The 26,983-nt window shown below is 66.7% G+C and carries 27 protein-coding genes; 13 read left to right on the top strand and 14 right to left on the bottom strand.

Going from position 1 to position 26,983, the window contains the following annotated elements; all coding sequences use genetic code 11:
- Positions 1 to 2 precede the first annotated feature (2 nt).
- Genes A5764_RS15255 through A5764_RS15240 form a run of 4 tightly spaced genes read right to left on the bottom strand, consistent with a single transcriptional unit; the run spans position 3 to position 4,544 of the window.
- Positions 3 to 833 (bottom strand): amidohydrolase family protein, encoded by an 831-nt coding sequence (locus A5764_RS15255; RefSeq protein ID WP_067114343.1) that lies wholly within the window; start codon positions 831 to 833, stop codon positions 3 to 5.
- Positions 830 to 2,455: an acyl-CoA synthetase gene (locus A5764_RS15250; protein ID WP_067114342.1), complete on the bottom strand. Its 1,626-nt coding sequence runs from the start codon at positions 2,453 to 2,455 to the stop codon at positions 830 to 832. The genes A5764_RS15255 and A5764_RS15250 overlap by 4 nt, the downstream gene beginning before the upstream one ends.
- A 22-nt stretch (positions 2,456 to 2,477) precedes the next feature.
- Complete coding sequence (locus A5764_RS15245) at positions 2,478 to 3,680, bottom strand: amidohydrolase family protein (RefSeq protein WP_067114387.1); 1,203 nt, start codon at positions 3,678 to 3,680, stop codon at positions 2,478 to 2,480.
- Between the two features lie 21 nt (positions 3,681 to 3,701).
- The gene (locus A5764_RS15240; RefSeq protein ID WP_067114386.1) at positions 3,702 to 4,544 is read right to left on the bottom strand and encodes an enoyl-CoA hydratase; all 843 of its coding nucleotides are present in this window, start codon (positions 4,542 to 4,544) and stop codon (positions 3,702 to 3,704) included.
- Between the two features lie 278 nt (positions 4,545 to 4,822).
- Here A5764_RS15240 and A5764_RS15235 point away from each other — a divergent pair, with 278 nt between their 5' ends.
- Together A5764_RS15235 and A5764_RS15230 are read left to right on the top strand one after the other, a co-directional pair.
- On the top strand, positions 4,823 to 5,041 hold the full coding sequence (locus tag A5764_RS15235; protein ID WP_156664695.1) for a hypothetical protein: 219 nt from the start codon (positions 4,823 to 4,825) through the stop codon (positions 5,039 to 5,041).
- 96 nt (positions 5,042 to 5,137) lie between these two features.
- The gene (locus A5764_RS15230; protein WP_067114340.1) at positions 5,138 to 5,374 is read left to right on the top strand and encodes a CsbD family protein; all 237 of its coding nucleotides are present in this window, start codon (positions 5,138 to 5,140) and stop codon (positions 5,372 to 5,374) included.
- Positions 5,375 to 5,442: 68 nt separating this feature from the next.
- Here the strand turns inward: A5764_RS15230 and A5764_RS15225 are convergent, their stop codons facing one another.
- On the bottom strand, positions 5,443 to 6,450 hold the full coding sequence (locus A5764_RS15225) for a dihydrodipicolinate synthase family protein (RefSeq protein WP_067114339.1): 1,008 nt from the start codon (positions 6,448 to 6,450) through the stop codon (positions 5,443 to 5,445).
- Positions 6,451 to 6,493: 43 nt separating this feature from the next.
- Positions 6,494 to 7,291, bottom strand: a complete 798-nt coding sequence (locus tag A5764_RS15220; protein WP_067114338.1) for an SDR family NAD(P)-dependent oxidoreductase — start codon at positions 7,289 to 7,291, stop codon at positions 6,494 to 6,496.
- A gap of 189 nt (positions 7,292 to 7,480) precedes the next feature.
- Between A5764_RS15220 and A5764_RS15215 the strand changes: the two genes are divergently transcribed.
- Positions 7,481 to 8,287 carry a TetR/AcrR family transcriptional regulator gene (locus tag A5764_RS15215; RefSeq protein ID WP_067114337.1) on the top strand — a complete coding sequence of 269 codons (807 nt, stop codon included), beginning with the start codon at positions 7,481 to 7,483 and terminating at the stop codon, positions 8,285 to 8,287.
- Positions 8,288 to 8,301: 14 nt separating this feature from the next.
- Here A5764_RS15215 and A5764_RS15210 read toward each other — a convergent pair whose 3' ends face one another.
- On the bottom strand, positions 8,302 to 9,186 hold the full coding sequence (locus A5764_RS15210; RefSeq protein ID WP_067114336.1) for an enoyl-CoA hydratase/isomerase family protein: 885 nt from the start codon (positions 9,184 to 9,186) through the stop codon (positions 8,302 to 8,304).
- Positions 9,183 to 9,878 carry a hypothetical protein gene (locus A5764_RS15205; RefSeq protein WP_067114335.1) on the bottom strand — a complete coding sequence of 232 codons (696 nt, stop codon included), beginning with the start codon at positions 9,876 to 9,878 and terminating at the stop codon, positions 9,183 to 9,185. The genes A5764_RS15210 and A5764_RS15205 overlap by 4 nt, the downstream gene beginning before the upstream one ends.
- Before the next feature lie 131 nt (positions 9,879 to 10,009).
- Here A5764_RS15205 and A5764_RS15200 point away from each other — a divergent pair, with 131 nt between their 5' ends.
- The 7 genes from A5764_RS15200 to A5764_RS15170 are packed head-to-tail and all read left to right on the top strand — an operon-like array spanning position 10,010 to position 17,642.
- Positions 10,010 to 10,825, top strand: coding sequence for an enoyl-CoA hydratase/isomerase family protein (locus A5764_RS15200; protein WP_067114334.1), 816 nt, complete (start codon positions 10,010 to 10,012; stop codon positions 10,823 to 10,825).
- 25 nt (positions 10,826 to 10,850) lie between these two features.
- A complete protein-coding gene (locus tag A5764_RS15195) occupies positions 10,851 to 11,663 on the top strand; it encodes an enoyl-CoA hydratase/isomerase family protein (RefSeq protein WP_067114333.1) in 813 nt (270 codons plus the stop codon).
- Positions 11,660 to 12,466, top strand: a complete 807-nt coding sequence (locus tag A5764_RS15190) for an enoyl-CoA hydratase/isomerase family protein (protein WP_067114332.1) — start codon at positions 11,660 to 11,662, stop codon at positions 12,464 to 12,466. The genes A5764_RS15195 and A5764_RS15190 overlap by 4 nt, the downstream gene beginning before the upstream one ends.
- Positions 12,466 to 13,935, top strand: coding sequence for a class I adenylate-forming enzyme family protein (locus A5764_RS15185; RefSeq protein WP_067114331.1), 1,470 nt, complete (start codon positions 12,466 to 12,468; stop codon positions 13,933 to 13,935). Before A5764_RS15190 ends, A5764_RS15185 begins: the two co-directional genes overlap by 1 nt.
- On the top strand, positions 13,925 to 15,466 hold the full coding sequence (locus A5764_RS15180) for a class I adenylate-forming enzyme family protein (RefSeq protein WP_067114385.1): 1,542 nt from the start codon (positions 13,925 to 13,927) through the stop codon (positions 15,464 to 15,466). The genes A5764_RS15185 and A5764_RS15180 overlap by 11 nt, the downstream gene beginning before the upstream one ends.
- Positions 15,459 to 16,985 (top strand): class I adenylate-forming enzyme family protein, encoded by a 1,527-nt coding sequence (locus tag A5764_RS15175; protein ID WP_067114330.1) that lies wholly within the window; start codon positions 15,459 to 15,461, stop codon positions 16,983 to 16,985. Before A5764_RS15180 ends, A5764_RS15175 begins: the two co-directional genes overlap by 8 nt.
- Positions 16,986 to 17,642, top strand: a complete 657-nt coding sequence (locus A5764_RS15170) for a class I SAM-dependent methyltransferase (RefSeq protein ID WP_067114329.1) — start codon at positions 16,986 to 16,988, stop codon at positions 17,640 to 17,642. It abuts the gene before it with no gap.
- 5 nt (positions 17,643 to 17,647) lie between these two features.
- Here A5764_RS15170 and A5764_RS15165 read toward each other — a convergent pair whose 3' ends face one another.
- The 6 genes from A5764_RS15165 to fabG all read right to left on the bottom strand — a co-directional run bounded on the left by A5764_RS15165 (position 17,648) and on the right by fabG (position 23,178).
- Positions 17,648 to 18,010 carry a hypothetical protein gene (locus A5764_RS15165; RefSeq protein WP_067114328.1) on the bottom strand — a complete coding sequence of 121 codons (363 nt, stop codon included), beginning with the start codon at positions 18,008 to 18,010 and terminating at the stop codon, positions 17,648 to 17,650.
- Positions 18,011 to 18,084: 74 nt separating this feature from the next.
- Positions 18,085 to 18,789, bottom strand: coding sequence for a GntR family transcriptional regulator (locus tag A5764_RS15160; protein ID WP_067114327.1), 705 nt, complete (start codon positions 18,787 to 18,789; stop codon positions 18,085 to 18,087).
- A 3-nt stretch (positions 18,790 to 18,792) separates the two neighbouring features.
- Positions 18,793 to 19,986, bottom strand: a complete 1,194-nt coding sequence (locus A5764_RS15155) for an acyl-CoA dehydrogenase family protein (protein WP_067114326.1) — start codon at positions 19,984 to 19,986, stop codon at positions 18,793 to 18,795.
- On the bottom strand, positions 19,983 to 21,203 hold the full coding sequence (locus tag A5764_RS15150) for a CoA transferase (protein ID WP_067114325.1): 1,221 nt from the start codon (positions 21,201 to 21,203) through the stop codon (positions 19,983 to 19,985). Before A5764_RS15150 ends, A5764_RS15155 begins: the two co-directional genes overlap by 4 nt.
- On the bottom strand, positions 21,200 to 22,423 hold the full coding sequence (locus A5764_RS15145; RefSeq protein WP_197501448.1) for an acetyl-CoA C-acetyltransferase: 1,224 nt from the start codon (positions 22,421 to 22,423) through the stop codon (positions 21,200 to 21,202). The genes A5764_RS15150 and A5764_RS15145 overlap by 4 nt, the downstream gene beginning before the upstream one ends.
- 14 nt (positions 22,424 to 22,437) lie before the next feature.
- A complete protein-coding gene (gene fabG / locus A5764_RS15140; RefSeq protein ID WP_197501445.1) occupies positions 22,438 to 23,178 on the bottom strand; it encodes a 3-oxoacyl-ACP reductase FabG in 741 nt (246 codons plus the stop codon).
- Positions 23,179 to 23,292: 114 nt separating this feature from the next.
- Here fabG and A5764_RS15135 point away from each other — a divergent pair, with 114 nt between their 5' ends.
- The 3 genes from A5764_RS15135 (at position 23,293) to A5764_RS15125 (ending at position 26,983) form a co-directional block, all read left to right on the top strand.
- Positions 23,293 to 24,465 carry an acyl-CoA dehydrogenase family protein gene (locus tag A5764_RS15135; RefSeq protein ID WP_067114323.1) on the top strand — a complete coding sequence of 391 codons (1,173 nt, stop codon included), beginning with the start codon at positions 23,293 to 23,295 and terminating at the stop codon, positions 24,463 to 24,465.
- Between the two features lie 48 nt (positions 24,466 to 24,513).
- Positions 24,514 to 24,942 carry a TIGR03618 family F420-dependent PPOX class oxidoreductase gene (locus A5764_RS15130; RefSeq protein WP_067114322.1) on the top strand — a complete coding sequence of 143 codons (429 nt, stop codon included), beginning with the start codon at positions 24,514 to 24,516 and terminating at the stop codon, positions 24,940 to 24,942.
- Between the two features lie 178 nt (positions 24,943 to 25,120).
- A complete protein-coding gene (locus A5764_RS15125) occupies positions 25,121 to 26,983 on the top strand; it encodes a fatty acyl-AMP ligase (RefSeq protein WP_067114321.1) in 1,863 nt (620 codons plus the stop codon).

Below are 26,983 nucleotides of genomic sequence, written 5' to 3'. Positions count from 1 at the left end.
GGTCAGCGTTCCTTCCCGAAGAAAAACTCTTGCGCGTTGTTGTAGAGGTAGTTGTCCAGCACCTCGGGCGGGAGGTCCAGGGCGCGAGCTTCCGGGATCACCCGGCGCAGGCGCAACACCGGCCAGTCCGACGCGTAGATGATCTTGTCGGGACCGCGGGTTCGCATGTAGTGCAGCAGGCTTTCCGGCAACCGCTTGGGCGACCATGCCGACGTCATCAGGCGCAGGTTGGCATACTTGAGCAGCAACCGGATCGCGATGTCCCACCATGGGTCGGCCCCGTGGATCATGCACAGCTTCAATTCGGGGAACCGCACGCACACCCGATCCAGATGCATCGGATGCTGCACCTCCCCCGGTATCGGCGGTCCCGGAATGCCGGTGTTGACGCACAGCGGGAGGTCGAGCTCGGCGCACTTGGCGTAGAGCGGATAGTAGACGGCGTCGCTGGGCGGATACTGCCCATCACCCCAAAAGCTCGGCCCCACAACGGCATACGCGACCGGCAGGTCACCGACGACGGAGGTCAATTCGCGCAACGACCGCACCGGGCGCAGCAGGTTGACCCCACCCATGGCCAGCGCGAACCGGTCCGGCTTGGCCTCGACGAACTTACGCGCGGTGGTGGACGGGTTGGTGATCGAGTCCATCAGGATGGCCTTCTGCACCCCCTGCTCATCCATCTCGTCGAGCAGCCCGGACAGGTCGACCGGAGCGAACATCGACTCCGGTCCCTTGAAGTAGTCGTCGCGGACCTTGAGCATCCAGGTGGGCTGGGATTCGGCCTCGCCGAAGTGCACGTTGATCAGGCAGTCGATCGCTTTGGTGTTCATGACGCTGAGACCTGCTGTTTGGCTCGTTCATTGGCCCACCGGTAGTTCGGCTTGCCATTGCCGAGGCGCTCAATCTGCTCGACGAAGATGAAAGCCTTGGGCGCCTTGAAATGCGCCAGTTGCGAGGTGCACAGGGCGTATAGGGTCTGCTCGTCCGCGCCGAATTCGGCGTCCGGGTGTACCGCGATGAGCGCCACGACTTCCTGCCCCCACCGCTCGCTCGGGCGCCCGACCACCAGGGCGTCGGCGACGCCGGGATGCGCGCGCAGCACTTCTTCGACCTCCTCGACGAAGACCTTTTCGCCGCCGGTGTTGACGACCAGCGAGTCGCGGCCGAAAAGGCGGATGGTGCCGTCCTTTTCGAGTGAAGCCCGATCACCGGGTATCACCACCCGCCGGCCCTCGATCTCCAGGAAAGTCCGCTGGGTGGCCTCGGCATCGTTGAAGTAGCCGAGCGGAATCCGGCCCGTCCTGGCGGCCCAGCCGATTTCTTCCTCACCGGGCCGCAGGAACCGGCTGCGGTCGGCCGAGACGACGGTGGCGCCGACCCTGGGTTGGAACGTTTCGCTGGCGGTGCCGTCGCGGCTGTGTCCGAACGCCATATTGCCGCTCTCCGAAGACCCGTAGCCCTCGATGATCGTGACGTGCGGCAGGCAGTCCATCAGCGCGCGTTTGTATTTCGCGTTGGTCGCGGCTCCCCCGGTGCCGATGGCGTTCAGCGAGGACAGGTCGTAGCGATGCGCGCGCAGCTCGGCGACCAGCGGCCCGGCGTATGCGTCGCCGACCATCGTCATCATGCCCACCTTCTCGCGCTCGGCGGTTTCCCACACCGACCGTACGTCCAGCTTGTTGCGGTCGTCGTAGAGCACGACCGGCAGGCCCGCGCACAGCGCCGCGAACGCGGTCCACATTCCGGCGGCGTGCATCAGCGGAGAAACCGCGAACCACGGCGGACCGCCGTCGCGAACCTTGTCATGAATCTCGGTGACGCTGTGGTGATCGGCGCCCACCATCGACGACACATACATGTCGCTCTGACGCCACAGCACTCCCTTGGGGCGGCCCGTGGTCCCGCCCGTACACATCATGATCAGGTCGTCGGGCGACCCCTCCGGGTGCAGGCCGGGATCGGCGGCCGCCGAGGCCTCATCCAGCGACACCGCTCGGGGCAGTTCGGCGGTGCCGCTTGCATCGTCGATCGACACCAACAGTTCGGCCCCCGCGCCGGCCAGCGCGTCGGCGAACCGCGCGCCCAGTGAGCGGTGATAGATGATCCCCCGGGGCCGGACATAGTCGAGCAGGTCGGCGATCTCGCCTGGCGCGTAGTGGTGATTCACGTTGACCGGAACGGTGCGCGCCTTGAGGCACCCGATCACCATGTCGGCGTACAGGTCGTTGTACATGATGAGCGCGACCCGGTCTTGACCGCATTCCCACGGCTGCAGCGTCCCACGTTCGGCATGCGCGCCAAACCCGTTGCCGCTGAGGTAATTTGCCAGCCTATTGGTTCGGTCCGCCGATTCCGCGAACGTGCTGCGGCGGTTTCCGCACACGGTCATCAGGCGGTCGGGAACGGCATCGGCGATCGCGTCGAACACTGCCCCGACGGTCCATTCGCTCACTAGCGCAGCCAGCCTCGAATAATCAAGCAGCCGACCCGACTTGAACGCCGAGCAGGTCTAGAGCGTTGTCGCGCATGACCTTTCGGATGTCGGAATCGCTGAAGCCCTTGAGTTCGTCCACAAACGACACCGGCGACTCCAGGCCTTCGCCGTGCGGCCAGTCGGAACCGAACAGGATCTTGTCGACGCCGATGACTTTCGCCAGCTCGGGCAGGTCGTCCTCGTAGTAGGGGGCGATCCACACGTTGTTGCGCAGCTGCTCCACCGGATCCTCGGGAAAGTGCCGCGGATAATTGTTGGCCACCTTCTTCAGGCGCTTGACCAGCCGATGTACGAAGTACGAGCCGTTTTCGATGCTGACCGCCCTGAGGTTGGGGTGGCGGGTGAACACGCCGTGCACGATCATCGAGGCCATCGTGTCATGGATGGCCCGGTCGTCGAGGAGAACTTGATCCAGTGGATCCTTTTCGCCGAACCCCTCGAAGGTCGACTTGCCGCCCCATTGGGCGGCAATGTGCAGGTAGCCACTGTCGCTGAGGTGAAAGCCCACGGGTACCCCCGCCTCGGCCAGCCGCGCCCACACCGGATCGTGACTGGGATCGCCCAGCGACCTGGGCTTGACCACGCCGGGCACCGGTGCCGGACGCACCAGCACCAGCTTGGCGCCCCGCGCCAACACGAACTCGACCTCTTCGAGCGCCTTGGCCGGATCGGCCAGGGAGATGATCGGCGCGGCCACGATGCGGTGATCGGGCCGATCGAAGCCCCAATCCTCGTCGAGCCACAGGTTGAACGCGTGCAGCGACGCCATCGTCGCCTCGATGTCGTGCTTGAGCGCCTCCTCGACGCCACAGGCGAAAGTCGGCAGCATGAACACCGTCTCGATGTCCTGGGTGTCCATCACGGCGACCCGCGCATCGCGGTTCTGGTACTCGGGGTGGTCGGCAAGCCGCTCGACTTTCATCAGCGAGGCGGGATCGACGCCTTCGGGGATTGCGCCGCGGAACAACAGGTCCAGGCAGCCCGGCACGATGATCGGGTCGAAGGTGGGGTTGGGGATGAAGTGGTTGACGCGGTCCCCGATCACCGCCCAGGTGCGCCTGCCATCGCTGAGCATCTGCACGCCGCGGCGCTTGAACTTCTTGTCCAGGTGACGGGTGAAGGCGTCCAGCGGCTCGTAGTAGTGGTTGTCGACGTCAATCGCCTGGTAACCCAAATTGGCCATGATCATCCTTTCCGGCGAACGCTAAACGTCGGTCGAGTTGAGGGAGGGAAATTGCGGAGGCCGCTTCTGTAGGAAGCTGGTGATGCCCTCGATGACGTCGGGCCGCGGCATCGCCTCGTGCAGCAGGACTTCGGCGCGCGCGGTGGCGTCCACGACATCGCGTGTGGCGTCGCCGTACACCTGCCTCTTGATCACCGCCATCGAAGCCGGCGAACAGTTTTGGGCGATATCCTCCGCGTAGTCCAGCGCGCGCTTCATGAGATTCTCGGGCGCGACGACTTCCTTGACGAGGCCGAGCTCGGCGGCCTCCTCGGCGAGAAAGGTGCGGCCGCTCAACAGCAGGTCGAGGGCGACGCCCCACGTGGTCAAGCGCGGCAGTATCCAGGAGATGCCGAACTCGGCGATCAATCCGCGGCGGGCGAACACCGCGGCGAACTTCGCCCCCGCGGCAGCGAACCGGACATCGCACATCAGCGCCTGGGTCAGGCCGATGCCGACGCAGGGACCGTTGATGGCGGCGACGACGGGCTTGCGCAACGTGGTGACGAAATGCGGTGGGCGTTCCCCGACCAGGTCAGCGAGATTGGTCTGACCCGCCTTCTCCATTGTGTCGCCGTACGTAGCGGCCGAACTCGGCGTGCCCAGGTACGCGCCGGCGCAGAATCCCCTTCCCCGGCCGGTCAACAGGATCACCCGGATGGCCGGGTCCGCTTCGGCGCGGTCCACCGCGGCATAAAAGCCGGCGGCGATATCGGGGCCCCAGGCGTTGAGGCGCTCCGGGCGGTTGAAGGTCAGGATTGCGACGCCGCTTTCGGTGGCCTCGTAGAGCACCGCGTCTTCGGAAGCACCGCCGCTGCTGGACATCTCCCGCGGCACCTCCTCACGCTCGGCCACGCCGATTCCGTCTGCTTGTACGCATACTGTATACCTATCGGTAGCGCATTCCACAACCGCGGTCACGCGCCCGCGAACCCGACCCAACAGCGGTTTCGGGCCGCCGAACGGCTACCCGGCGGCCGGCCGCAGATGCCCTACCGCGACCCCCGCCCGCGAGCAACGAGGCGAAGGGTTTGAGATCGCGATCCGGCGGGTTACCGAGCAAGGAAGCCCTTACCTGAAATGCCCGGCCGTTAGGGAGACGAGTGGACTCGACAGCAAAGGCGGTTGTGCACCGCTTACGCCAGGCGCGCGCGTGGGCGCTGCGGGCCCAGGTGGCGGTGACGGGTGCACAAATTCTGTTCTGGGCGGCCCTGATCGGCGTTATCGCGGGTCTGGCGTTGCGGGCGCGACATCACCGAACCCGACGCGAGTCGCCCAGCTCGGGCGAAGCCGAACCCAAAGCACCCGGGCCGACGAACTGACGCTGTGGTGAGCGCCACGTCGCCAACGCGTTTGCGACGATCGCGGCGCGGGGAAGACGCCCCAGTGAGAGATCCGTCAATCGGAAGGGGGACGCAATGGTTACCAACATCAGTGGCCCGCTCGAGGCCATCAAGGGCGTCGTCGAGGACGTCAAGGGCAAGGCCAAGGAGGTCATCGGCACGGTCATCGGCAACCGTGGTCTGATCAACGAGGGCAAGGCCCAGCAGGACAAGGCGGCGGCGCAGCGCGACGCCGGGCGAAAGGAAGCCGAGGCCGAGAAGGCCCGCGGCAAGGCCAAGGTCGAGGAGGCGCGGGAGCGCGCCGAGCAGTAGGGCGTCAGCGAGGGGGCCCGGTCACAGGGTGGCCGGGCCTTCTTGTGCCGCAAGGAATTTCCGGTGCGCTACCCCTGGATGAGGCCGAGGCGCCGGTAGGCCTCCTCGATCTGCGCCTTGGCCTCGGCCGGCAGTTCCGCCTGCGGTGGCCGAGAATGCGGATACCCACCGATCGGCAGTCCCAGCACCGAGGCGGCGTACTTGAACGCACCGGCCCAGTGGGTGAAGTAGTCCGGCCGCCCCGGATAGCACGTCCACCACGATCCGACGTCGAGGTCGAACTGGTCGAGGCCGGATTCACGTCCGTAGTCCATCGCCTCGAGGAGCTTGTCGCTCTGCACCAAATCCCAGTACTCGGAAAACAGTCGCCGCTTTGGTGTCTCGAACAGGTAGCCGGCTGTGCCCAATTGTGCCGGGCAGACGATCCCGTCGCGCAGCCATCCGGCGCGGTACACCGTCTTGTCGCATTCCCAGAGCACCAGACCGGGCGCCAACTGGTGCAGCAGCCGGCTGCTCGCCGGCCGGAAGGCACCTTCCTTGGTGGCGCACACCGCCGGCACCTCGTCATAAATCCGTGCGCTTTCGGCCGCGGTCAGGACGTAACCGGAGGATGGGGAATTGAACATGCCCAGGGCGATGTCCGTGCGCGCGGCGACGTACTTGAAGAACCTCAGCACGCCCTCGCCGCCGTGCGCCTCCATCATCGGCGTCTGGATGTAGGCGATGTCGGCCCCCGCTTGTTGGGCGTGCAGCGTCAGATCCAAACAGTCCTTGGCCGACATGGCCGCGGTGCACGCCTGGACGACGACGTCGGGATTGACGCGGCGCGCCTCCTCGATTGCCACTTCCAGCAAGCGCTTCCGCTCGTCGAGGGTCAACGACCAGAACTCGGCGATGCCGCTCGTGCACCACAACATCGGGTGGCCGAGGTCGCCGACGCAGTAGCGCACCAGCGTCCGGTAGGCGTCCCAGTCGATGTCGTCACCGTCGTCGCCACAAAAGGGCGTGTAGAGGGAGTCGCCGATCCCCCGCAATGCGCCGCGCGCCCAGGCACGCGCCTCACTTGCCGTTGCCACAGTCGACTCCTTCTGTCGGCCAATCGATTTCCTCGACCCGCGGTTACGTGAAGTCCGAACCACCATCGACGTTGATGTTGGCTCCGGTCATGTAGGAGTTGCGCCGTGACGCGAGGAATGCGACGACCGGGCCAATTTCGTCCGGTAGACCCGCTCGGGGCATGTGCGCCGGATGACCGAAATGCTTGGCGATGGCGTCCATCAGTGCATACGGGTCATTGCCGTCGACACCGACGGACTTTGCCCACCCGGCCAGCGACTCCGACGCGATGCTGCCGGGCGACACCACGTTGACCAAAATCTCGTCCTTGGCCAGCAGCAGCGACAGGTTTTTCGACACGCTCGTCAGCATCGATTTGGCCGCCGTGTAGGCCGGCAGCATCACGCTTTGTCGCTGAGTCGAGTGCGCCGAGAAGTTGACTATCCGCGCCCATTGCGCCTTGCGCAGCAGGGGAAGTCCCGAACGGACGCAACGCACCATGCCCAGCACGCCGTCCTCGACGGATTGACGCCACTGCTCGTCGGTCAGATCCTCGAATGTGCCCGCCGCGCCGGGCCCGACCGTATTGACGAGCACATTGAGTTGGCCGTCCCACCGCTCACCGAGCTCGGCGAATACCTTGTCGACCGCCCCGGCGTCACCGATGTCGGCGACCAGCCCCAGTGCATCCGGGCTACCTCGGCCCGTCAGGTCGGTCACCGCCGAATCGAGGGCATCGGGGGAACGGCCGATGACCGCGACGCGGGCGCCGTCCTCGGCAAGGCAACGTGCCGCCGCCAAACCCATGCCGCGGCTGCCACCGACCACCGCCGCCGCGGCGTTCGCCAGCCCTAGATCCATGGCTCAGTCCGTAGCCTTGATCTTGCGTGTCCCAGCCGTTTTACCAAAAAGCCTACGATAGGTATTACAGTAGCAGACGGAAAACGCGACGACACGCATGCGTACACGCAGGTCAGAGCCTGGCCACCGGGTGAATTCCAGTTTACCGGTGGCACGGAACCGAAGGCCGCATGCACCGGATCGATCTTGATGGAGGTGCCCGTAGTGGCAAAGCAGGCAACCGCCGACAAGCGTCAACGACGCGAACGCGGGTCCATCAATCCCGACGACATCATCAGCGGCGCATTCGAACTCGCGGAGCAGGTGTCGATAGACAACCTGAGCATGCCGCTGCTCGGCAAACACCTTGGTGTCGGCGTCACCAGCATCTACTGGTACTTCCGCAAGAAGGACGATCTGCTCAACGCGATGACCGACCGCGCCCTGAGCAAGTATGTATTCGCCACGCCCTACGTCGAAGCCGCCGACTGGCGCGAGACGTTGCGCAACCACGCGCGGTTGATGCGTAAGACATTCATGGGCAACCCAATTCTGTGCGACCTGATTTTGATCAGAGCCGCGCTCAGCCCCAAGGCGGCGCGGTTGGGCGCTCAGGAGATGGAGCGGGCGATCGCCAACCTGGTGGAGGCCGGCCTATCACCCGAGGACGCCTTCGACACGTACTCGGCGGTCTCGGTTCATGTCCGCGGATCGGTGGTGCTGCACCGGCTTTACGAGAAGAACCAAGCGTCGGACAGCGGATCGCGCGCCATCGAGGACGCCGTGGCGATCGATCCGGGGACCACCCCGCTGATCGCTCAGGTGACCGGGCAGGGGCACCGCATCGGGGCGCCCGACGAAACCAATTTCGAGTTCGGCCTGGACTGCATCCTGGACCACGCCAGCAGTTTGATCGAGAGGAATGCCAAGGACGCCAAGTCCGCGGCGTCCCGGCAACGCAAGGCGTCCAAGCCGCCTGCACAGCGGGGACGAACCAAAGCCGCGGCGGCGCGCTAGCGCGAATCGCGCTGTTACTCTTCGGGTTCGGGCACGTGGAAATGCTGGTCGCGCAACCGGAAGGCTTCCTTGGCGCCGTGTTCCGCACGGGTTTTGACGAAATTGAACTCACCCGAGGCGAACTGCAGGTTGGTGCCGAAGGCGTGGAACAGGTAGCTGGCGACCTCCTCGCCGTGGTACGCCTGGGTCTGTTCGACGAGGCGGAACGCCTCCTTGGCGATGACGACTCCGTCGGCGGGCATCTTCGCCGCCTTCTCGGCCCAGTACCGCGCGCGCTTCGTGACCGAACCGGGATCGCATGTCTCGGTGAAGATTCCGAGGTGCTCGATTGAGCCGGCCTCGATGATGTCACCGGTGAGCAGCAGACGCCGGGCCAGCACGGGTCCCAACCGGTGGAAGAACATGTGCAGGCTGCCGAGCGCGGGACCAAGGAAGCGGGTCGCCGGCATGCCGATTTTGGTGTCGCGCGCGATGACGGAGATGTCGGTCATCAGTGCCATCTCGAAGCCGCCGCCGAGCGCGTAACCCCCGATCTCGCCCACCGTCACCTTGGGGAAGCCCATGAAGTTGTGGTAAAAGCCAAAAGACTTGCGGTCCACCGTGAGTCGCCGACGCTGACTGGGGCGGCGCTTGGCTTGGTCGTCGCTACCCGGGCCGTACCACCCGTACGCATTGTTCATGTCGGCCCCGGTGCTGAACACTCCCCCGGCCCCGCGCAACAGCACGACGGTGACGTCGTCGTCTTCGGCCACGCGATCCAGGCAGCGGGCGACGGCCTCGCGCATGGCGGCGTCGTAGGAGTTGCGTTGCTTGGGGTTGTTCAGCGTGATGGTCGCGATACGCCCGTCGCGATCGAGCTCAAAGAGCACGCGATCGTCCGAAGCGCTGGAGGCGGTCATGTGTCGGACTCCTTTCGCCGCCTGCCGAACCTGAATCCGGTCAGCTTGTCCGGCGGCGAGGCCAACGTGTCGACCTCACCGGTACAGAGCACCTCGTTGTCCAACAGCAGCCGGGCCGTCGACGAGACCCCCCGCTCCACCTGCGACCGGGCGACATCGAAGCGCAGCTCGGTCAGCAGCGGTGTCGGCCGGCGGAAGGTGACGGTCAACGACCGCGTCTTGCCGGAAAGCCCGGTGACGCAATTGTGATGCTGGATGACGCAATCGAAGAAGACGCCGAGGAAGCCGCCATGGACCAGCCCCGGCGGACCTTCGTAAACCAGCGGGAAGCACACGCTGCCGTTGGCCTTCTCGGCATCGAGGTAATCGAAACGGTATTCGGGAAAACAGGGGTTGTAGGCGCCGATGTCGGTGGCGTGGTTGAGGTAGACCCGCCGCGGATCGTCGGGGACCTCGCCGATGCGCGGCGCGTTGTCGGTCGGGGCCGCGGCGCCCAGCTCGCCCTCCCACTCGGCGAACTTCGCCAGCATCGCGTCCACCGCGGGGTGAGCGTGCTCGAGGGACAACATCAGCGAGCTGATGCGACGCATCGCGCCGGCGGCCGCCACCGTCTGGGCCAGGGGTGCCTCGCCGAATTTGGCCTCGCCGGTGTATGTCGAAGCCGGCGCGGCCAGCCCCTCCTCGAAGGCCATGTTTTCCTCTTTTCGCCCGGTTGCGCCCGGCTATTTCCGTCGTCGGCGTTTCCTTGCTAACTTATACCTGGAATCAATCGTATTGCCTACTGTATGGGTAACCGTATCGGCGGAGAAAGGCCGGATAGACGGTGAGTCACGAGGCCGACCCGGCCGACGCCGAGGGCTCGGTGACGACGCGCCGCGACGGCGCGGTATTGCGGATCACTCTCGATCGCCCCTCCCGGCGTAATTCGTTGACACACTTGATGATCGGCCACTTGGTCGACGCGCTGACCGGCGCCGCCACCGACGACTCGTTGCGCGCGATCCACATCCGCGGCGCCGGGGACGACTTCTGCGCCGGCGCCGATTGGCTGGCCGCCAACAACGGGCAACGTCCGCGCGCCGGTGATCTGGTGCGGCGGATTCCCCATGCCGCCCACCGGGTGATCGAGCTCGTCGGGAGCGTTCAGCTGCCGGTCGTCTGCAGCGTCCAGGGCTGGGCCGTGGGGTTCGGCTGCAACCTGGCGCTGGCCGCCGATTTCACCGTGGCCGCCACCGACGCCGTCTTCTGGGAACCGTTCGTGGACCGCGGCTTCAGCCCGGACTCGGGTTCCACCTGGCTGCTGCCCCGGCTGGTCGGCCTGGCGCGGGCCAGGCGCATGCTGTTGCTCGGCGAGAAGGTGAGCGGGGCCGACGCGGCCGACTGGGGATTGATCCACCAGGCCGTGAGCCGTGCCGAACTCGCCGACACCGCCGAAACGCTGCTGGAGCGGCTGGCCGATGGACCCACGGTAGCGATCGGGCTGGCCAAGCAGGCCTTGGGCTTCGGTCAGCACGCGACGTTGAGCCAATCCCTGACACAAGAGCTCTTCAATGTGGAACTCTCTTGTCGAACAGGCGATTTCAAAGAGGGACTCGAGGCGTTCCGGGAGCGACGCACGCCCAAGTTCCGCGGTCGATGACCCGGTAGGCAGGAGGGGAACACGCATGCCCGCTGACTCGTTCGACACCGTCAAGTATGAGGTCGACGGTCATACCGCCACGATCACGCTGAACCGTCCGGAGGCCCTCAACGCGCTCAGCCCGGACATGATCACCGAACTCCGCGCCGCCTACGACGAGGCCGAGAACGACGACAACGTGTGGCTGCTGGTCATCACCGGCACCGGTCGCGCCTTCTGCACCGGGGCGGACGTCAAAGCCATCCCCGGCGACGGCAAGGTGATCTACGAACGGCCGTACTTGTCGACCTACGACCAGTGGGAGGCGCCCCAGGAAGGCACGCCCCCGTTCCGCCGGATGGCCAAACCCATCCTGACCGCCGTCAACGGTTTGTGTTGTGGCGCGGGCCTCGACTGGGTGACCACCTCCGACATCGTCATCGCATCCGACCGGGCGACATTCTTCGATCCGCACGTCAGCATCGGGCTGGTCGCCGGGCGCGAGCTGGTGCGGCTGGCGCGGGTGCTCCCCCGGTCGGTCGCCCTGCGGATGGCGTTGACGGGCAGGCACGAGCGGATGGGTGTGGAGCGCGCCTACGAGCTCGGGTTGATCAGCGAAATCGTCGAGCACGACCTGCTTCTGGAGCGTGCGCACGAGATCGCCGGCATCGTGAACTCCAATGCGCCCCTGGCGGTTCGGGGCACGCGGCTGGCTATCCTCAAGGGCCTCGATTTGCCGCTACACGAAGCCGAGATGCTCGCCGAAGCCTTCCGCGAGCGCGTGCTGCGCACCGAGGACGCCCTGGAAGGCCCCAAGGCGTTCGTCGAAAAGCGGCCCCCGGAATGGCAGTGTCGATGAACGAGCCAGTGACGCCACCGCGTTTCGAAACCATCCTGCTCGACGTCGACACGGGTGACCATGTCGCGACCATCACGCTGAACCGGCCCGAGCAGCTCAACGCGTTCAACCGGACCATGTGTGAGGAAATGGCGCGGGCGTGGCGCGCGGTCAAGCTGGACGAGTCGGTGCACGCGGTGGTGTTGCGTGCGTCCGGCGGCCGGGCGTTCAGCGCCGGTCTGGACATCAAGACGCCGTACGGGCAGCCGGAAAACGTATGGAACCACGAGGATCCGGGCGAGGCGCTGAGCCCCAAGTGGCAGAAAATGTGGAAGCCCGTCGTGTGCGCCGTTCAGGGCATGTGCACGGCGGGCGCGTTCTACTTCGTCAACGAGTCCGACGTGGTCATCTGCTCGGACGACGCAACGTTTTTCGACTCCCACGTATCGGCCGGACTGGTGTGCGCCCTGGAGCCGATCGGCCTGATGCGCCGCATCGGTCTGGGCGAGACGCTGCGCATGGCGTTGATGGGCAACGACGAGCGGGTCGGCGCCGAGACCGCGCTGCGGATCGGTCTGGTGTCCGAGGTGGTTCCCGTCAACCGGCTGTGGGACCGCGCCCACGAGATCGCGGCGACCATCGCCGCCAAGCCGCCGTCGGCGACGCAGGGCACCGTGAAGGCGATCTGGGAGTCGCTGGACAAGCCCTACCGTGCCGCGTTGGAGCAGGGCCTCATCTACACCCGGCTGGGCAACCCGCTCGGCATCGCCGAGCTGGCCGCTCAGCAAAACGAGGGCCCGCCGGGCCAACCGGCGATCCGCTGATGGCTGGCCACCCGCTCAGCCGGCGCATCGCCGATGTGCTGAACCTGCAGCCGGACGCGCACGCCATCGAGTATGAGGGCCAATGGATCTCGTGGGCGCAACTGGGCGGCGCGGCGGGACGCGTCGCACCGCTGGCGGCCGGCCACGGCGGCGGAATCGGGATACTGTTGCGCAACCGGCCCGGTCAGGTCGCAGCCTTCCTCGGGGTGCTGCTGGGCGGCGGCACCGTCGTCGTCATCAACCCCGCCCGCGGCGACGACCGCACCCGCGCCGACATCGCCGCGCTTGAGCTGCCGCTGATCATCGGCGAAGGTGACGACCTGGCGACGCTGGTCCCGCCCGGAACCGCGACGGTGTCGATTTCGGGTTCCCTTCGCGACGCCGATGGGCTAGCTGGCAACGCCGAAGAACCCGCCGCGCGCTCCGGGGTGGCGGTGCGAATGCTGACCAGTGGAACGACCGGCCCGCCCAAACGAATCGACCTCAGCTACGACATGCTGGCGCGCAGCGTGATGGGCGCTGCCCCGGACAGAGCCCCCGCCCCCACGGGGCTGCGGCGCGGCGTCGCGATCGTCAACTCGCCGCTGGTGCATATCGGCGGGGTGTTCCGGGTGTTGCAATGCATCGCGGACGCCAGGCCCTTCGTGCTGCTGGAACGCTTCGAGCTCACCGCTTGGGCCGAGGCGGTGCGCAACCACCGGCCGCGCACGGTGTCGCTGGTGCCGGCCGCGTTGCGGACGGTGCTGCATTCCGACCTGACGCGAGCGGACCTGGAGAGCATCCGCGCGGTCACCTGTGGCACGGCGCCACTGTCGGCAGACGACGCCGACGCGTTCATGCAGAAGTACGGCATTCCGGTCCTAACCTCCTATGCCGCAACGGAATTCGGTGGCGGCGTGGCCGGCTGGACGCTCGCCGATCACCAACAGTACTGGCATGCCAAGCGCGGCAGCGTCGGCCGGGCCAACCCCGGCGCGCGACTGCGCGTGGTCGACGACGACGGCAGGCCGCTGGGAGCCGACCGGGTCGGCCTGCTGGAGGTCAAGCCCGGACATCTCGGGCCATCGGCGACCTGGATGCGAACCACGGATCTGGCGCGCATCGACGACGACGGCTTTGTCTGGATCGTCGGGCGGGCCGACCAGGCGATCATCCGCGGCGGGTTCAAGGTCATGCCCGACGACGTACGCGTCGCCCTGGAGGGCCATCCCTCGGTGGCCGGGGCGGCCGTGGTCGCGCGCCCCGACGAGCGGCTCGGGGAGACACCGGTCGCCATGGTGCAGCTGCGCGAGCCGGCATCCGCCGACGCGCTCGTCGAGTATCTGCGAACACGGTTGGCGCGCTACGAGATCCCCACCCAGATCGCGATCGTGGACGCCATCCCGCGCACACCCTCGGGTAAGGCCGACCTCGGCGCGATCCGGCGCTTCTTCAGCGATGCCGCCGCCCAGAGTGATCATGCCCGGTGACTTCAACACGGTCGGCGAAATCCTGCGGCAACAGGCCCGCTCGCGCGGAGAGCACCCACTGCTGGTGTGCGACGACGACCGCATCAGCTATGCCGAGGCCGATCGCCGCTCGGCAGACCTCGCCCGTGGACTGATCGCCCGGGGCGCCGGCAAGGGCACCCACGTAGGGGTGCTCTACCCCAATGGCCCTGAGTTCGTCGTCGGGATGCTCGCGGCGGCACGGATCGGCGCGGTGGTCGTGCCGTTCTCCACCTTCGTCACCGCTAGGGAGTTGCGCGAGCAGCTGGTGCACAGCGACGTCGAGATCCTGCTGACCGCCGCGTCCTTTCGCTCTCACGATTACCTGCAACGGCTAGGCGAGGCCCTTCCGGACGCCGAGTTGGACTCCGATGACCCGGTGTTCACCACCGCCGCACCGCTTTTGCGCCACATCATGTTCGATTCGGAACGTGCATACCGGCTTGCGAAGGCCGTCGATCCAGCACTGCTGGCGGCGATGGAAGCCGATGTCGACGGCTGCGATGTGCTAGCCATCGTGTACACGTCGGGCTCCAGCGGCGCCCCCAAGGGGGTGGTGCACACGCACGCCGCCCTGCTCGAACACCAGCGGAACCTCAACCGCATCCGCGGATTGACGGCGTCGGACAAGCTGTTCTGCAATTCGCCCTTCTTCTGGATCGGCGGGTTGGCGTTCGGCCTGCTCGCCACCCTGGTGGCCGGCTCGACACTGGTGTGTTCCAACGCCCGCGACCCGGCCGCGACGCTCGACCTGCTGGAGGCCGAAAGACCCACCATGACAAACGGTTTCGCCGCCACTATCGCACACCTGGCCGACCACCCCACCTTCGCCGGCCGCGACCTGTCGTCGATGCGCCGCGGGAACCTGTACCCGATCATGGCGCCCACCGCCCGACCGGCCGACCCGGAACTGCGCCACAACATGCTGGGGCTGACCGAAGCCGGCAGCGTCGTGTTGATCAGCGGTGACGAATCCGACCAACCCGAAAGCCGCCGCGGATCATTCGGGAAACCGGCGCCGGGATTCCAGACCAAGATCATCGACCGCGATCCTGCGGGAGTCGGCGAACTGTGCATCCGCGGGCCCTACGTGATGCAGCGCTACTACAAACGCAGCCGCGAGGAGTGCTTCGACGCCGACGGCTGGTTCCACACCGGTGATTTGGTCCGCGTCGACGCCGACGGGTTTTTCTATTTCGTCGGCCGGCTCGGCGCGATGATCAAGACGGCGGGCGCCAACGTCTCGGCGGCCGAGGTCGAGAAGGCCATCGCAAAGGTCGCTGGCGCGGAGGCTCACGTTGTCGGCATTCCGGACGCCGAACGGGGCGAACTGGTGGGGGCGGTCGTTGTCCGGCCGGGCCTCGACGAGGCCGCGCTGCGGCAGCGGCTCAAGTCGGAACTGTCGGCGTACAAGATCCCCAAGAGGTTCGCGGTCGTGTCCCGCGAAGACTTACCACTGCTGTCCAGCGGGAAGGTCGACACCCGACAACTGAGGAAGATGTTCGATGCCTGACACCATCGACCAACTGATGAGGTTGCGCGCCGCCCAGCACGGCGACAAGCCGATCGTGATCGATCCGGGATCGCGAATCAGCTACCGCGAACTCGACACGGCCACACGCGATCTGGCCGCCTCCTTCGTGGCAGCGGGCATCGGCAAGGGCACCCGGGTCGGGCTGATCATGCCCAACAGCGCTCGCTGGGTGGTGGTGGCCGTCGCCCTGACCCGCATCGGCGCCGTGCTGGTTCCGCTGAGCACCCTGCTGCGGGCCGGCGAACTGATCGCGCAGCTGCGAACGGCGTCGGTCCAGTTCCTGATGAGCGTCGAGGAATTCCGTGGCCACCGCTACCTGGATGACGTCGGCTCCGTGGCACCATCCGAACTGCCCGCGCTGCGCCAGGTTTGGACCGCTGACCGATTCGCCCACGCCACCCCCGACGAGCGGGCCCGCCGGATCATCGACGCCATGACCGACTCCGTCACCGCCGCCGACCCGCTCGTCATCATGTTCACCTCGGGCAGCAGCGGGGCGCCCAAAGGGGTGGTTCACTCGCACGGCAGCGCGTTGGGCGCGGTGCGCTCGGGTCTGGCGGCGCGCTGCATCGGTCCCGACACCAGGCTGTATCTCCCCATGCCGTTCTTCTGGGTGGGCGGCTTCGGCAGCGGAATCCTGTCAACGCTGCTGGCCGGTGCCACCCTGGTAACCGAGGAGATCCCGCGGCCCGAAACCACCTTGCGGCTCCTGGAGGCCGAGCGGGTCACGCTGTTTCGCGGCTGGCCCGATCAGGCCGAAGCGCTGGCCCGACACGCGGACACGGTCGGTGCCGATCTTTCGGCGTTGCGGCCGGGCAGCCTGGAGGCGCTACTGCCCCCGGAGCAGCGGGCCCAGCCCGGCGCGCGGGCCAGCCTATTTGGCATGACGGAAGCTTTCGGCCCGTACTGCGGCTATCCCGCCGACACCGACATGCCGCGCACGGCGTGGGGCAGCTGCGGAAAACCCTTCCCCGGCATGGAGGTCCGCATCGTCGGCGGCGACGACGAACCGGTCCCGGCGGGAACCATTGGCACCATTCAGATTCGGGGGCCACACACGTTGCGCGGCGTCTGCCGGCGCAGCCGGGAGGAGCTGTTCACACCCGACGGCTTCTACCCCACCGGCGACCTCGGCCACCTCGACGAGGACGGGTTCCTGTTCTACCACGGCCGATCCGACGACATGTTCAAGGTCAGCGGCGCGACCGTCTACCCCAGCGAGGTGGAGCGGGCGCTGCGCGCCATCGCCGGCGTCGACAACGCCTTCGTCACCAACGTGCCCGGTGCCGACGGTGAACGGGTGGGCGCGGCGGTGGTTTGCGCCGACCGCGCGCTGACGGTCGAGCGGTTGAGCGAGGCCGCCCGAAACCTGTTGAGCGCGTTCAAAGTCCCGACGGTATGGCTGCTGCTGGGATCCGACGACGACCTTCCGCGGGGCGCCACCGGCAAGGTCGACATCCATCGGTTGCGCGACCTGTTGACGAAGCAAGGCCGCTGAATGGACCCGCAACCTGCTGACGATTTCGTTCCGGCGGCACCACAGCTTTGGACATACGACCTATTGAGCTTCCTGCTGACGCGTACTCGGCAATGGCGGCCCGCGCTGCTCAGGCAAGTCGCCCCCTCGCCTGGTGACGTCATCGCCGATGTTGGCTGTGGGACGGGCACCCAACTGCGTTTGGCGGCGCGTGCATGCCCGTCGGCCACCTTGATCGGTATCGATCCCGATGAAGCGATTCTTCGGCGCGCTCGCGCCAAGCTCGCGGCGGTGAGTCCGCCGGTGGATCTGCTGGTCGGGTTTGCGCGTGACAGCGCCGTTCTGCTGCGCCGTCGCGGCGTCACGAAGGTGCTGTCGTCGTTGATGTTTCATCAAGTGCCGCTAGCGGAGAAGCGCGCCGGACTTTCGGCAATTCACGAATCCCTCTCACCAGGGGGCAGTTTGCATGTCGCGGATTACGGCTTACAGCGCACTGCCAAGATGCGCAAGCGTTTTCGGATGGTCCAGAAGGGTGACGGGTTCGACAACACGGAACCGAATGCGCAAGGGGTACTTCCCGAGCTCATGACCGACGTGGGATTCCAGGGTGTTGAGGAGACCCACGTTTTCGAGACCATCAGCGGATCGATCTCGGTCTACCGCGCGGTGCGTCGGTAGCGCCGCTACGGGACCCGGGTCCAGGGTTGACAGTTCTGTGACTCGAAGGCCTTGACCGACGAGTTGATATTCGCGTACATCGGACCGATGGAGGTATTCGTCTGCAGTACATGGTCCTTGGCCGCATCAGGTGTGCTGTAGGTAAACCACGAGCACATCGAGGACTGGGTCGGCACATCGTTTATCCAAACCCCAAAGGCCGACCCCGACCCGCCGGTGTGGTAGAGGCCGGGAGCAACGTCGGGTCCCACCAGAAACACTCCGTTTCCGGGGACGGGGTCCAGCGGATCGGCGACAGCCGGCGGCGCGAGCGCGATGGCTACGGTAGCTGCAACGAAAATGGCGGATCCTCGAAGCATGGGCGACATTTCTCTCTCCAATTGTTACCCACCCTGATGGCAGCGTAAGCCCAGGCAGCCGCGGCAACAACAGCTGAGCCGGCTCAGCGAGAGGTCGGACGGCTCTCATCGACAACCACCCCACGCGCGGTGAGGTGGTCGATCAACGGCACCGCGCCGGCGGCGAGGTGTTCCGACATGGCGGCGCGGGCGAGCTTGGCGTCGTGCTTCTTGAGCGCGGACAAGATCCGCCGATGGTCCTTCATCGACTGGTCCGGCCAGCCCGTGATCGTGGGGAACACCGATTCCGGTGCGTAGCGGGTGATTTGCGACATCAGCTGGGCGAGCTTTGGCGAGTCCGCGGCAACGTTGATCGCCCGGTGAAACTCGTGGTTCAGCCGAACCGTGCGCTCGTGGTCATCGCCGGCCAATGTTGAACTATAGGCCTGTTCCAGCTCCGCCTGGATCTCCTTGAGTTCGCGCAGCTGGTCGCCGGTGATGTTGAGTGCGGCGCGCGCCGCCAGCTCACCGCCGACGTAGCCCTGCACGTTCGCGACGTCGGTGACGTCGCGCCCGGTGACCGGCAGCACCATGAAACCGCGGCGCGGCTGCTGGTCGATCAAGCCCTCGGCGCGCAGGGCGAACAGCGCCTCGCGCACCGGAGTGACGCTGATGCCCAATTCGGCGGCCAACTGATCCAAGCGAACGTAGGAGCCAGCGGCGTAGGTGCCGTCGAAGATCCGCCGGCGGATGAAACGTGCGACGTCGTCGGAAAGTTGTGGGCGCGCAGCGAAACCGGGGACCGTCATCGGCTACACCTGATACTCCGCGAGCAGCCGCTTGCTGATGATGGACTTCTGGATCTCGCTGGTGCCCTCGCCGATGAGCAGAAACGGGGCGTCGCGCATCAGCCGCTCGATCTCGTATTCCTTGGAGTAGCCGTAGCCGCCGTGAATCCGAAAACTCTGCTGGGTGACTTCCGAACAGTATTCGCTGGCAAGGTATTTGGCCATTCCGGCGGCGACGTCGTTACGCTCGCCGGAGTCCTTCAGCCGCGCCGCGTTGACCATCATCAGGTGTGCCGCTTCCACTTTGGTGGCCATCTCGGCCAACTGGAACGCGATGGCCTGGTGCTCGGCGATCGGCTTGCCGAAGGTGTGCCGCTGCTGGGCGTAGCGTGCCGCGAGTTCGAAGGCGCGGAGCCCGACGCCACATGCCCGCGCCGACACGTTGACCCGGCCAACCTCGATGCCGTCCATCATCTGGAAGAAGCCCTGCCCCGGGGCGCCGCCGAGAATGTCGTCGGCGCTGGCGCGGTAGCCGTCGAAGATGAGCTCGGTGGTGTCGATGCCCTTGTAGCCCAGCTTGTCGATCTTGCCGGGTATCACCAGCCCCGGCGCTACTTCGCCGAAGCCCGTGGGCTTTTCGATAAGGAACGCGGTGAGGTTGCGGTGCGGCTTGTCGGCGCCCTCGTCGGTGCGCACCAGCACCGCGACCAGCGTCGAACTTGCGCCGTTGGTCAGCCACATCTTCTGGCCGGTGATGGTGTAGTCGCCATCCGAATTACGTTGGGCCCGGGTGCGGATCGCGGCGACATCTGACCCCAGCTCCGGCTCCGACATGGAAAACGCGCCGCGCGACTCACCGGTAGCCATGCGCGGCAGGAAGCGCTGCTTCTGCTCGTCGGTGCCGTGCTGACGCAGCATGTACGCCACGATGAAGTGGGTGTTGAGCACGCCGGACACGCTCATCCATCCACGCGCCAGTTCCTCGACGCACAGCGCGTAGCTCAACAGCGACTCGCCCAGCCCCCCGTACTCCTGCGGGATCATCAGCCCGAACAGCCCCATCTCGCGCATCTGGTCGACGATGTGCTGCGGATAGGTGTCGCAGCGCTCGAGCTCAGGCGCGTTGGGGATGACTTCCTTCTCGACGAATTGCCGTACCGTGGCGAGGATCTCGGTCTGAAATTCGGTCAGGCCCAGGGTTTGGGCGAGCTTGGTCATGGGTTGTCTTTCCCTTCCGCCGTTCCGCAGGCGATCGTTCCGGCGCTCGTCAGGCCCGCGATGTCGGCGGTCGTCAACCTCAACCGCTCGGCAAGCACGTCGGCGGTGTCGTCTCCCAGGGTGGGTGCCGGCGCGCCGGCGGCATGGGTGCCGTCGAAGGCGGCCGGCATGCCGGGGGCGAAATGCTCTCCGACGCCGGGTTGGTGCAGCTTGGAAAACAGCGGATTGGCCCTCACCTTGGGGCCCGCCGCAACGTCGGCGAAGGTTCGGTACCGCTCGAACAGCACGGTGGTGCCCGACAGCGCGGCGGTGATCTCGTCGGCGGTGTGATCGGCGAACCAGGTGGCGAACAGCCCGGAAAGGGCGCCGCGGTAGCGGTAGCGGTCGCCCTCGGAGCCGAAGTCCACCCCCAGCGCCTCGGCGAGCGCCGACACCGCGGCGCCGGTGCCGGTCACCTCGACGAGGTCGCGAAAGTGGCGCCGCGTCAAGGTGACAACCATGAACGCGGCGCCGTCATGGCTGGTGAAGTCCTGGCCGTACTGGCCGTAGATGGCATTGCCCAGCCGCTCGCGCTGTGTGCCGTTGACCTGGGGTTCGGTCAGCAGCCCGAGGTTTCCCGCGGTGGCCAGCGCGACATCCTCCAGCGCCAGGCTGATGCGCGCACCCACCCCGGCCTGGTCGCGGCGGCGCACGGCGGCGACGACGGCCAGCGCGGCGTACAGGCCACAGCACACGTCCCAGGCCGGCAGCACGTGGTTGATCGGGCCGCCATGGTCGGCCGGACCGGTTACCAGCGGGAACCCAATGCCGGCGTTGACGGTGTAATCGACGCCGGTGGAACCGTCGCCGCGGCCCAGCAGCTGAACATGGATCACATCGGAACGGCGGGCGGTCAGCAGCTCATGGCTGAGCCAAGGCAGGCCGGCGGCGTTGGTGACGACGATGCCGTCGCCCTCGACGATCAGCCGCTGCACCAGGTCCTGGCCCTCTTCGGCTCGCAAATCGATGGTGGCCGAACGCTTTCCCTTGTTCAGCCCGGTCCAGTAGATCGACGTGCCGCTCGCCGCCAGCGGCCATCGTTGCACATCTGAGGCGCCGCCGATCGGGTCGACGCGGATCACCTGCGCGCCGAGCTGGCCCAGCGTCATCCCGCACAGCGGTGCGGCGACAAAGCTGGACACCTCCACCACGGTGAGCCCACCCAGGGGACCGTTCACGTCGAGGCGACCCGCTCGAACACCGCGGCAAGCCCCTGGCCGCCGCCGATGCACATGGTCTCCAAGCCGTAGCGCGCCTGGCGGCGCCCCAGTTCGCGCGCCAGAGTGGCCAGCATTCTGCCGCCGGTCGCCCCCACGGGATGACCCAGCGAAATCCCCGACCCGTGCACGTTGGTGCGGTCATGGTCGGCCGGGCCGAAATTCCATTCCCGCATCACCGCAAGCGCTTGTGCGGCAAAGGCTTCGTTGAGTTCGATGAGGTCGACGTCGCTCAGCCGCAGGCTCGCCTTGGCAAGCGCGGCCTCGGTCGCGGGCACCGGGCCGATGCCCATGATGCCCGGCGCCACACCCGCCGACCCCCACGACACCAGCCGGACCAACGGCGTCAGGCCGTACTCGTCGGCCTTCTCCGGTGTGGTCACCACACACATCGATGCGGCGTCGTTCTGCCCGCTGGCGTTGCCCGCGGTGACCGTCGCCTCCGGATCATCTGCCAGCAGAACGGGTTTCAGCTTGCTCAACGATTCCACGGACGTGTCGGCGCGCGGATGCTCGTCGGTGTCGATCAACTCCTCGCCATGCCGGCCATGGGCCGGGATGATCACTGGAATTATTTCCGAGGCCATGACGCCGTCCTTCTGTGCGGCCACCGCGCGCTGATGCGAGCGCACCGCGAGCTCGTCTTGCTCCAGACGCGAGATTCCGTATTGCCGGCGCAGGTTCTCGGCGGTCTCCAGCATTCCGCCGGGCACCGGGTAGTGCTTGCCGCCGGCGGTGGTTCGGCCGCGCGCCAGCCCGTCGTGCACCCGGATACCGCCGCGAGCGCCGCCCCAACGCATGTCGGTCGAATAAAACGCGACATTGCTCATGCTTTCGCAGCCGCCGGCGATGACGAGGTCGTGGTCGCCGTTGCCCACCTGCAGGCACGCCTGGATCACGGCCTGCAGGCCCGACCCGCAGCGCCGGTCGACCTGCATCCCCGGAACCGTCACCGGCAGGCCGGAATCCAACGCCACCACGCGCCCGATCGCCGGTGCCTCGCTGCTCGGATAGCAGTGGCCGAGGATGACGTCCTGCACCGCCTCGGGCGCGATTCCGGTTCGCTCGAGCAGCCCCTTCAGGGCGGCGACGCCCAGGTCGACGGCGGTCAGCGACTTGAACATGCCGCCGTAGCGGCCGATCGGGGTCCGTACGGGTTCACAAATGACGGTCGGGCGCATCTTCACCGCTCCACTCAGATGTGGCGGCCGCCGGTGACTTCCATCACCGTGCCCGTCATGTACGAGGACAGATCGGAGGCCAAGAACAACGCGACGCTGGCGACCTCGCTGGGTTCGCCGGCGCGGCCCATCGGAATCTCGGCCACCTTTTCGTCCCAAATGCGTTGCGGCATAGCTTCTGTCATGGCCGAGCGAATCAACCCCGGTGCGATGGCGTTGACCCGGACCCCGAGGTAGGCGAGCTCTTTGGCCGCGGCCTTGGTCATCCCGACGATCCCGGCCTTGGCCGCCGAATAGTTGGTCTGGCCGACCATGCCGACCTTGCCCGACACCGATGACATATTCACAATTGCGCCGCGCTTGTTTTCCCGCATGATCGCCGCCGCCAGCCGGGTGCCATGCCAGGTGCCCTTCAGATGCACGTCGATGACCTGATCGAACTGCTCCTCGGTCATTTTGCGCATCGTCGCGTCGCGGGTGATCCCGGCGTTGTTGACCATGATGTCCAGGCCGCCGAATCGGTCGACGGCGTTGGAGATGAGAGCCTCGACGTCGGCTGCCCGCGTCACGTCGCACCGCACCGCCAACGCGACATCGCTGCCACCCAGCTCTTTCGCCGCGACTTCGGTCGCCTCCAGGTTCAGATCACCGAGCACCACGCGTGCGCCCTCGGTGACGAACCTCTGCGCGATGGCGAAGCCCAAACCCTGCGCACCGCCGGTGACGACCGCGGTCTGACCGTCCAGTAAGGACACCTGAATCCCGCCTCCCTCTCGTCTGGTCCCCGCCCCTGTCGAATATCGTATTTCATATAGGATCTGTCCCGGTTCGCCGGGTGAGCGACAACTGCAACTAGGAGCGTCCGTCAGATGACCACCGCTGAAGCCCAGGAAGTAGCCGACGACGACTTCCGGGAGATCCTCGCCCAGACCCGTCAGTTCGTTCGCAGCGCCGTGGTGCCCCGCGAGCAGGAGATCCTGGCCGACGACCGGGTGCCCGATGATCTGCGCGACCAGGCCAAGAAGATGGGTCTATTCGGATACGCGATACCCCAGCAGTGGGGAGGCCTCGGCCTGAACCTCGTCCAAGACGTCGAACTGGCAATGGAATTGGGCTACACCTCGCTGGCACTGCGGTCGATGTTCGGCACCAATAACGGCATCGCCGGGCAGGTCCTCGTCGGCTTCGGCACCGACGAGCAAAAGGGCCGCTGGCTCGAGGCGATGGCGTCCGGTGACGTCGTCGCGTCCTTCGCGTTGACCGAACCAGGCGCCGGATCCAATCCCGCGGGTCTGCGCACCAAGGCCATTCGCGATCGTGGCGAGTGGGTGATTTCCGGTGAGAAGCGGTTCATCACCAACGCCCCCGTCGCGGACCTATTCGTGGTGTTCGCGCGCACCCGGCCGGCCGATGACCAGGGCCCGGGGATCGCGGTCTTCCTGGTTCCCGCGGACGCGCCGGGCGTTCAGGTGGCCGCGAAGGACGCCAAGATGGGCCAGGAAGGCGCGTGGACCGCCGACGTCAACTTCAGCGACGTTCGGGTCGGTGCCGACGCGCTGATCGGCGGAAGCGAAGACATCGGCTATCGGGCCGCGATGACCTCCTTGGCGCGCGGGCGCGTCCACATCGCCGCCATCGCGGTGGGCGCCGCCCAACGCGCACTCGACGAATCGGTGTCCTATGCCGCCACCGCCACGCAGGGCGGCACGCCGATCGGAAAGTTTCAGTTGGTGCAGGCGATGATCGCCGATCAGCAGGCCGGGGTGCTGGCCGGCCGCGCGCTTGTCCGCGACGCCGCGCGGCTGTGGGTAACCGACCAGGACCGCCGGATCGCCCCGTCCGCGGCCAAGCTGTTCTGCACCGAAATGGCCGGCACGGTGGCCGATCTTGCGGTGCAGGTCCACGGCGGCAGCGGCTATATGCGCGGCGTTCCCGTCGAACGCATCTACCGCGACGTTCGCCTGCTGCGGCTGTACGAGGGCACCAGCGAGATCCAGCGTCTGATCATCGGGTCGAACCTGGTGAAGGCGGCGCAGCGATAGCCAGGCGAGCCTGGGAATAGCGCTCCGGCGCAGGCGTTTTTAGTCCGCATGAGAAGCCTCAGCGAAACCGAGCGCCAGGAGTTCCTCGCCGACAAGCATGTCGCCGTGCTGTCCGTCGCGGCCACCGACGGTCGGCCGCCGGCCAGCGTCCCGATCTGGTACGACTACAGCGCCGACGGCAACATCCGGGTCGCAACGGGCGCGTCCAGCCGAAAGGCCCGCCTCATCGAGCGAGCCGGCGCCGTCACGCTGGTGGTCCAGCGCGAGGAACCCCCTTACCAGTACGTGATAGTCGAGGGCACCGTGGTCGAGACGACCCGACCCGCCCCGCCCGATGTGTTGGAAGCCGTCGCCACCCGGTACCTCGGCGAGGAAGGTGGGCGCGCGTTCGTTCGCAGCATGGAAGGTGTTGAGGAGGTCCTCTTCACCATCCGCCCCGATCGCTGGCTCAGCGCCGACTTCTCCGACGAGCTCTAGGCAGTCCGCCCTCACGCGCGAAATCCGCTACCCTGTGCTGGCTAACATTTCGCGCTTGAAATTGCGGCCACTCCAAGGCTAATCGAATGAGACGTAGGTCACAGTCGGTTCCCCACGGTGATGGCCGACACGCGGCCTGGTGGCACGACACAATTAGCATTGCTTCTATTCTCTGAACATGGGTCGGGATCCCTTGGCAAACAGTTCTTCTCAATCGGCCATGGCGGACATCAACGATTACGTCAACGCCGACGGCAAAATCGTGTTGCCTGACGACGCGACGCTGACCGCGCTTTTGGATCAAAATCGCGCTGCATACGGCGATCTTCCGTCATACCGGTTCATCGATTACACGAAAGACCTGGACGGCCTCGCCGTCGACCTCAGCTGGAATGGGCTGTGGTCGCGGGTCCATGCGATCGGCGCCCGCCTTCAACAAGTCACCCAGCCGGGCGATCGTGTGGCGATCCTGGCGCCCCACGGCCTCGACTATGTGGCCGCTTTCTTCGGCGCCGTGCACGCGGGCCGCATCGCGGTCCCGCTGTTTGCGCCGACCCTCGCCGGGCACGCCGAGCGGTTGACGGCGGTCCTGGCCGATGCCCGGCCCGCCGCGGTGTTGACCACGACGGCGGCCGCCGAGCAGGTCCGAGCATCTCTCGGCAAACACTCGGTGGGCGGCAGGGCGCGACTGATCGCGGTTGACGCGGTCCCCGACACGCTCGCTTCGATGTTCACCGACCCAGCGATCCGTGCCGACGATGTCGCGTATCTGCAGTACACGTCGGGGTCAACGCGCATCCCGGCCGGCGTGGAGATCACCCATCGCGCCGCCTGCACCAACGTTCTGCAGATGATCCTGGCCGGCGGGCTGGACCGCGGAATCCGCAGCGTCAGCTGGTTGCCCCTATATCACGACATGGGACTGATCATGATCTTGTTCCCGGCGTTGTGCGGCGCCGGCGGATACCTCACGCTGCTCGATCCCATGGCATTCGTTCGCCGCCCGTTCCGATGGATCAAAGAGCTGAGCGCGGAAGCGGCCATGGGTCGCACCTTTGCGGCCGCGCCGAACTTCGCGTTCGAGTTGACGGCCGAGCGCGGGCTTCCCCACGAGGGCGACACCATCGACCTGACCAACGTTGTCGGCCTGCTGAATGGGTCGGAGCCGGTGACGATGGCAGCCATTGAAAAATTCACATCCGCCTTCGCTCCCTACGGACTGCCGACGACGGCGGTCAAGCCGTCCTACGGCATGGCAGAGGCGACGCTGGCGGTCGCCACCATCGCCCCGGACGAGGCGGCGAGCGCCCTCTACCTCGACCGTGCTCAACTCGGCGCCGGCCGCGCCGTCGTCGTCACCCCTGAAACCGAGGGTGCGGTCGCCTACGTCTCCTGCGGCCGGCCCATCCGCGACCTCTGGGCGGTGATCACCAGCTCGGACGGCGCCGAGCTGCCGGACGGGGCCGTCGGGGAAATCTGGCTGCACGGCAACAATGTCGGCCGGGGATACTTCGGACGCGATGAAGAAACACAGCGCACGTTCGGCAACAAGCTGCAGTCCCGGCTGGACGAGGGTAGCCATGCCGAGGGCGCCCCGGACAACTGCTGCTGGCTGGCTACCGGCGATCTCGGCGTCTATATCGACGGCGAGCTGTACCTGACGGGCCGGATCAAAGACGTCATCATCATCGACGGTCGCAATCACTACCCGCACGACATCGAGACCACCGTCAGCCAGGCGTCGCCCGCTGTCCGGAGCGGCTACGTGGCCGCCTTCTCGGTTGCGGCGGGCACCGTCGACACACCGGGCGGCGATTCCGGCGAGCAGCTCGTCGTCGTCGCCGAACGCGCCGCCGGCGTCGGCCGCGCGGATCCGGCGCCGATCGCCGCGGCCGTGCGGGCAGCGATATCCCGCGACCATCAGCTGCGGGTCGCCGACGTCCGCCTCGTCGCCGCGGGCACCATTCCCCGCACCACCAGCGGCAAACTGGCCCGCAATGCCTGCCGGGCCGATTACCTCGCGGGGCGGTTCACCCGTTAA

The organism is Mycobacterium sp. 852002-51057_SCH5723018 (assembly GCF_001667035.1).
Lineage (GTDB): Bacteria > Actinomycetota > Actinomycetes > Mycobacteriales > Mycobacteriaceae > Mycobacterium.
The sequence above is the reverse complement of the archived record's forward strand: the minus strand, read 5'-3'. Positions and strand labels throughout refer to the sequence as shown.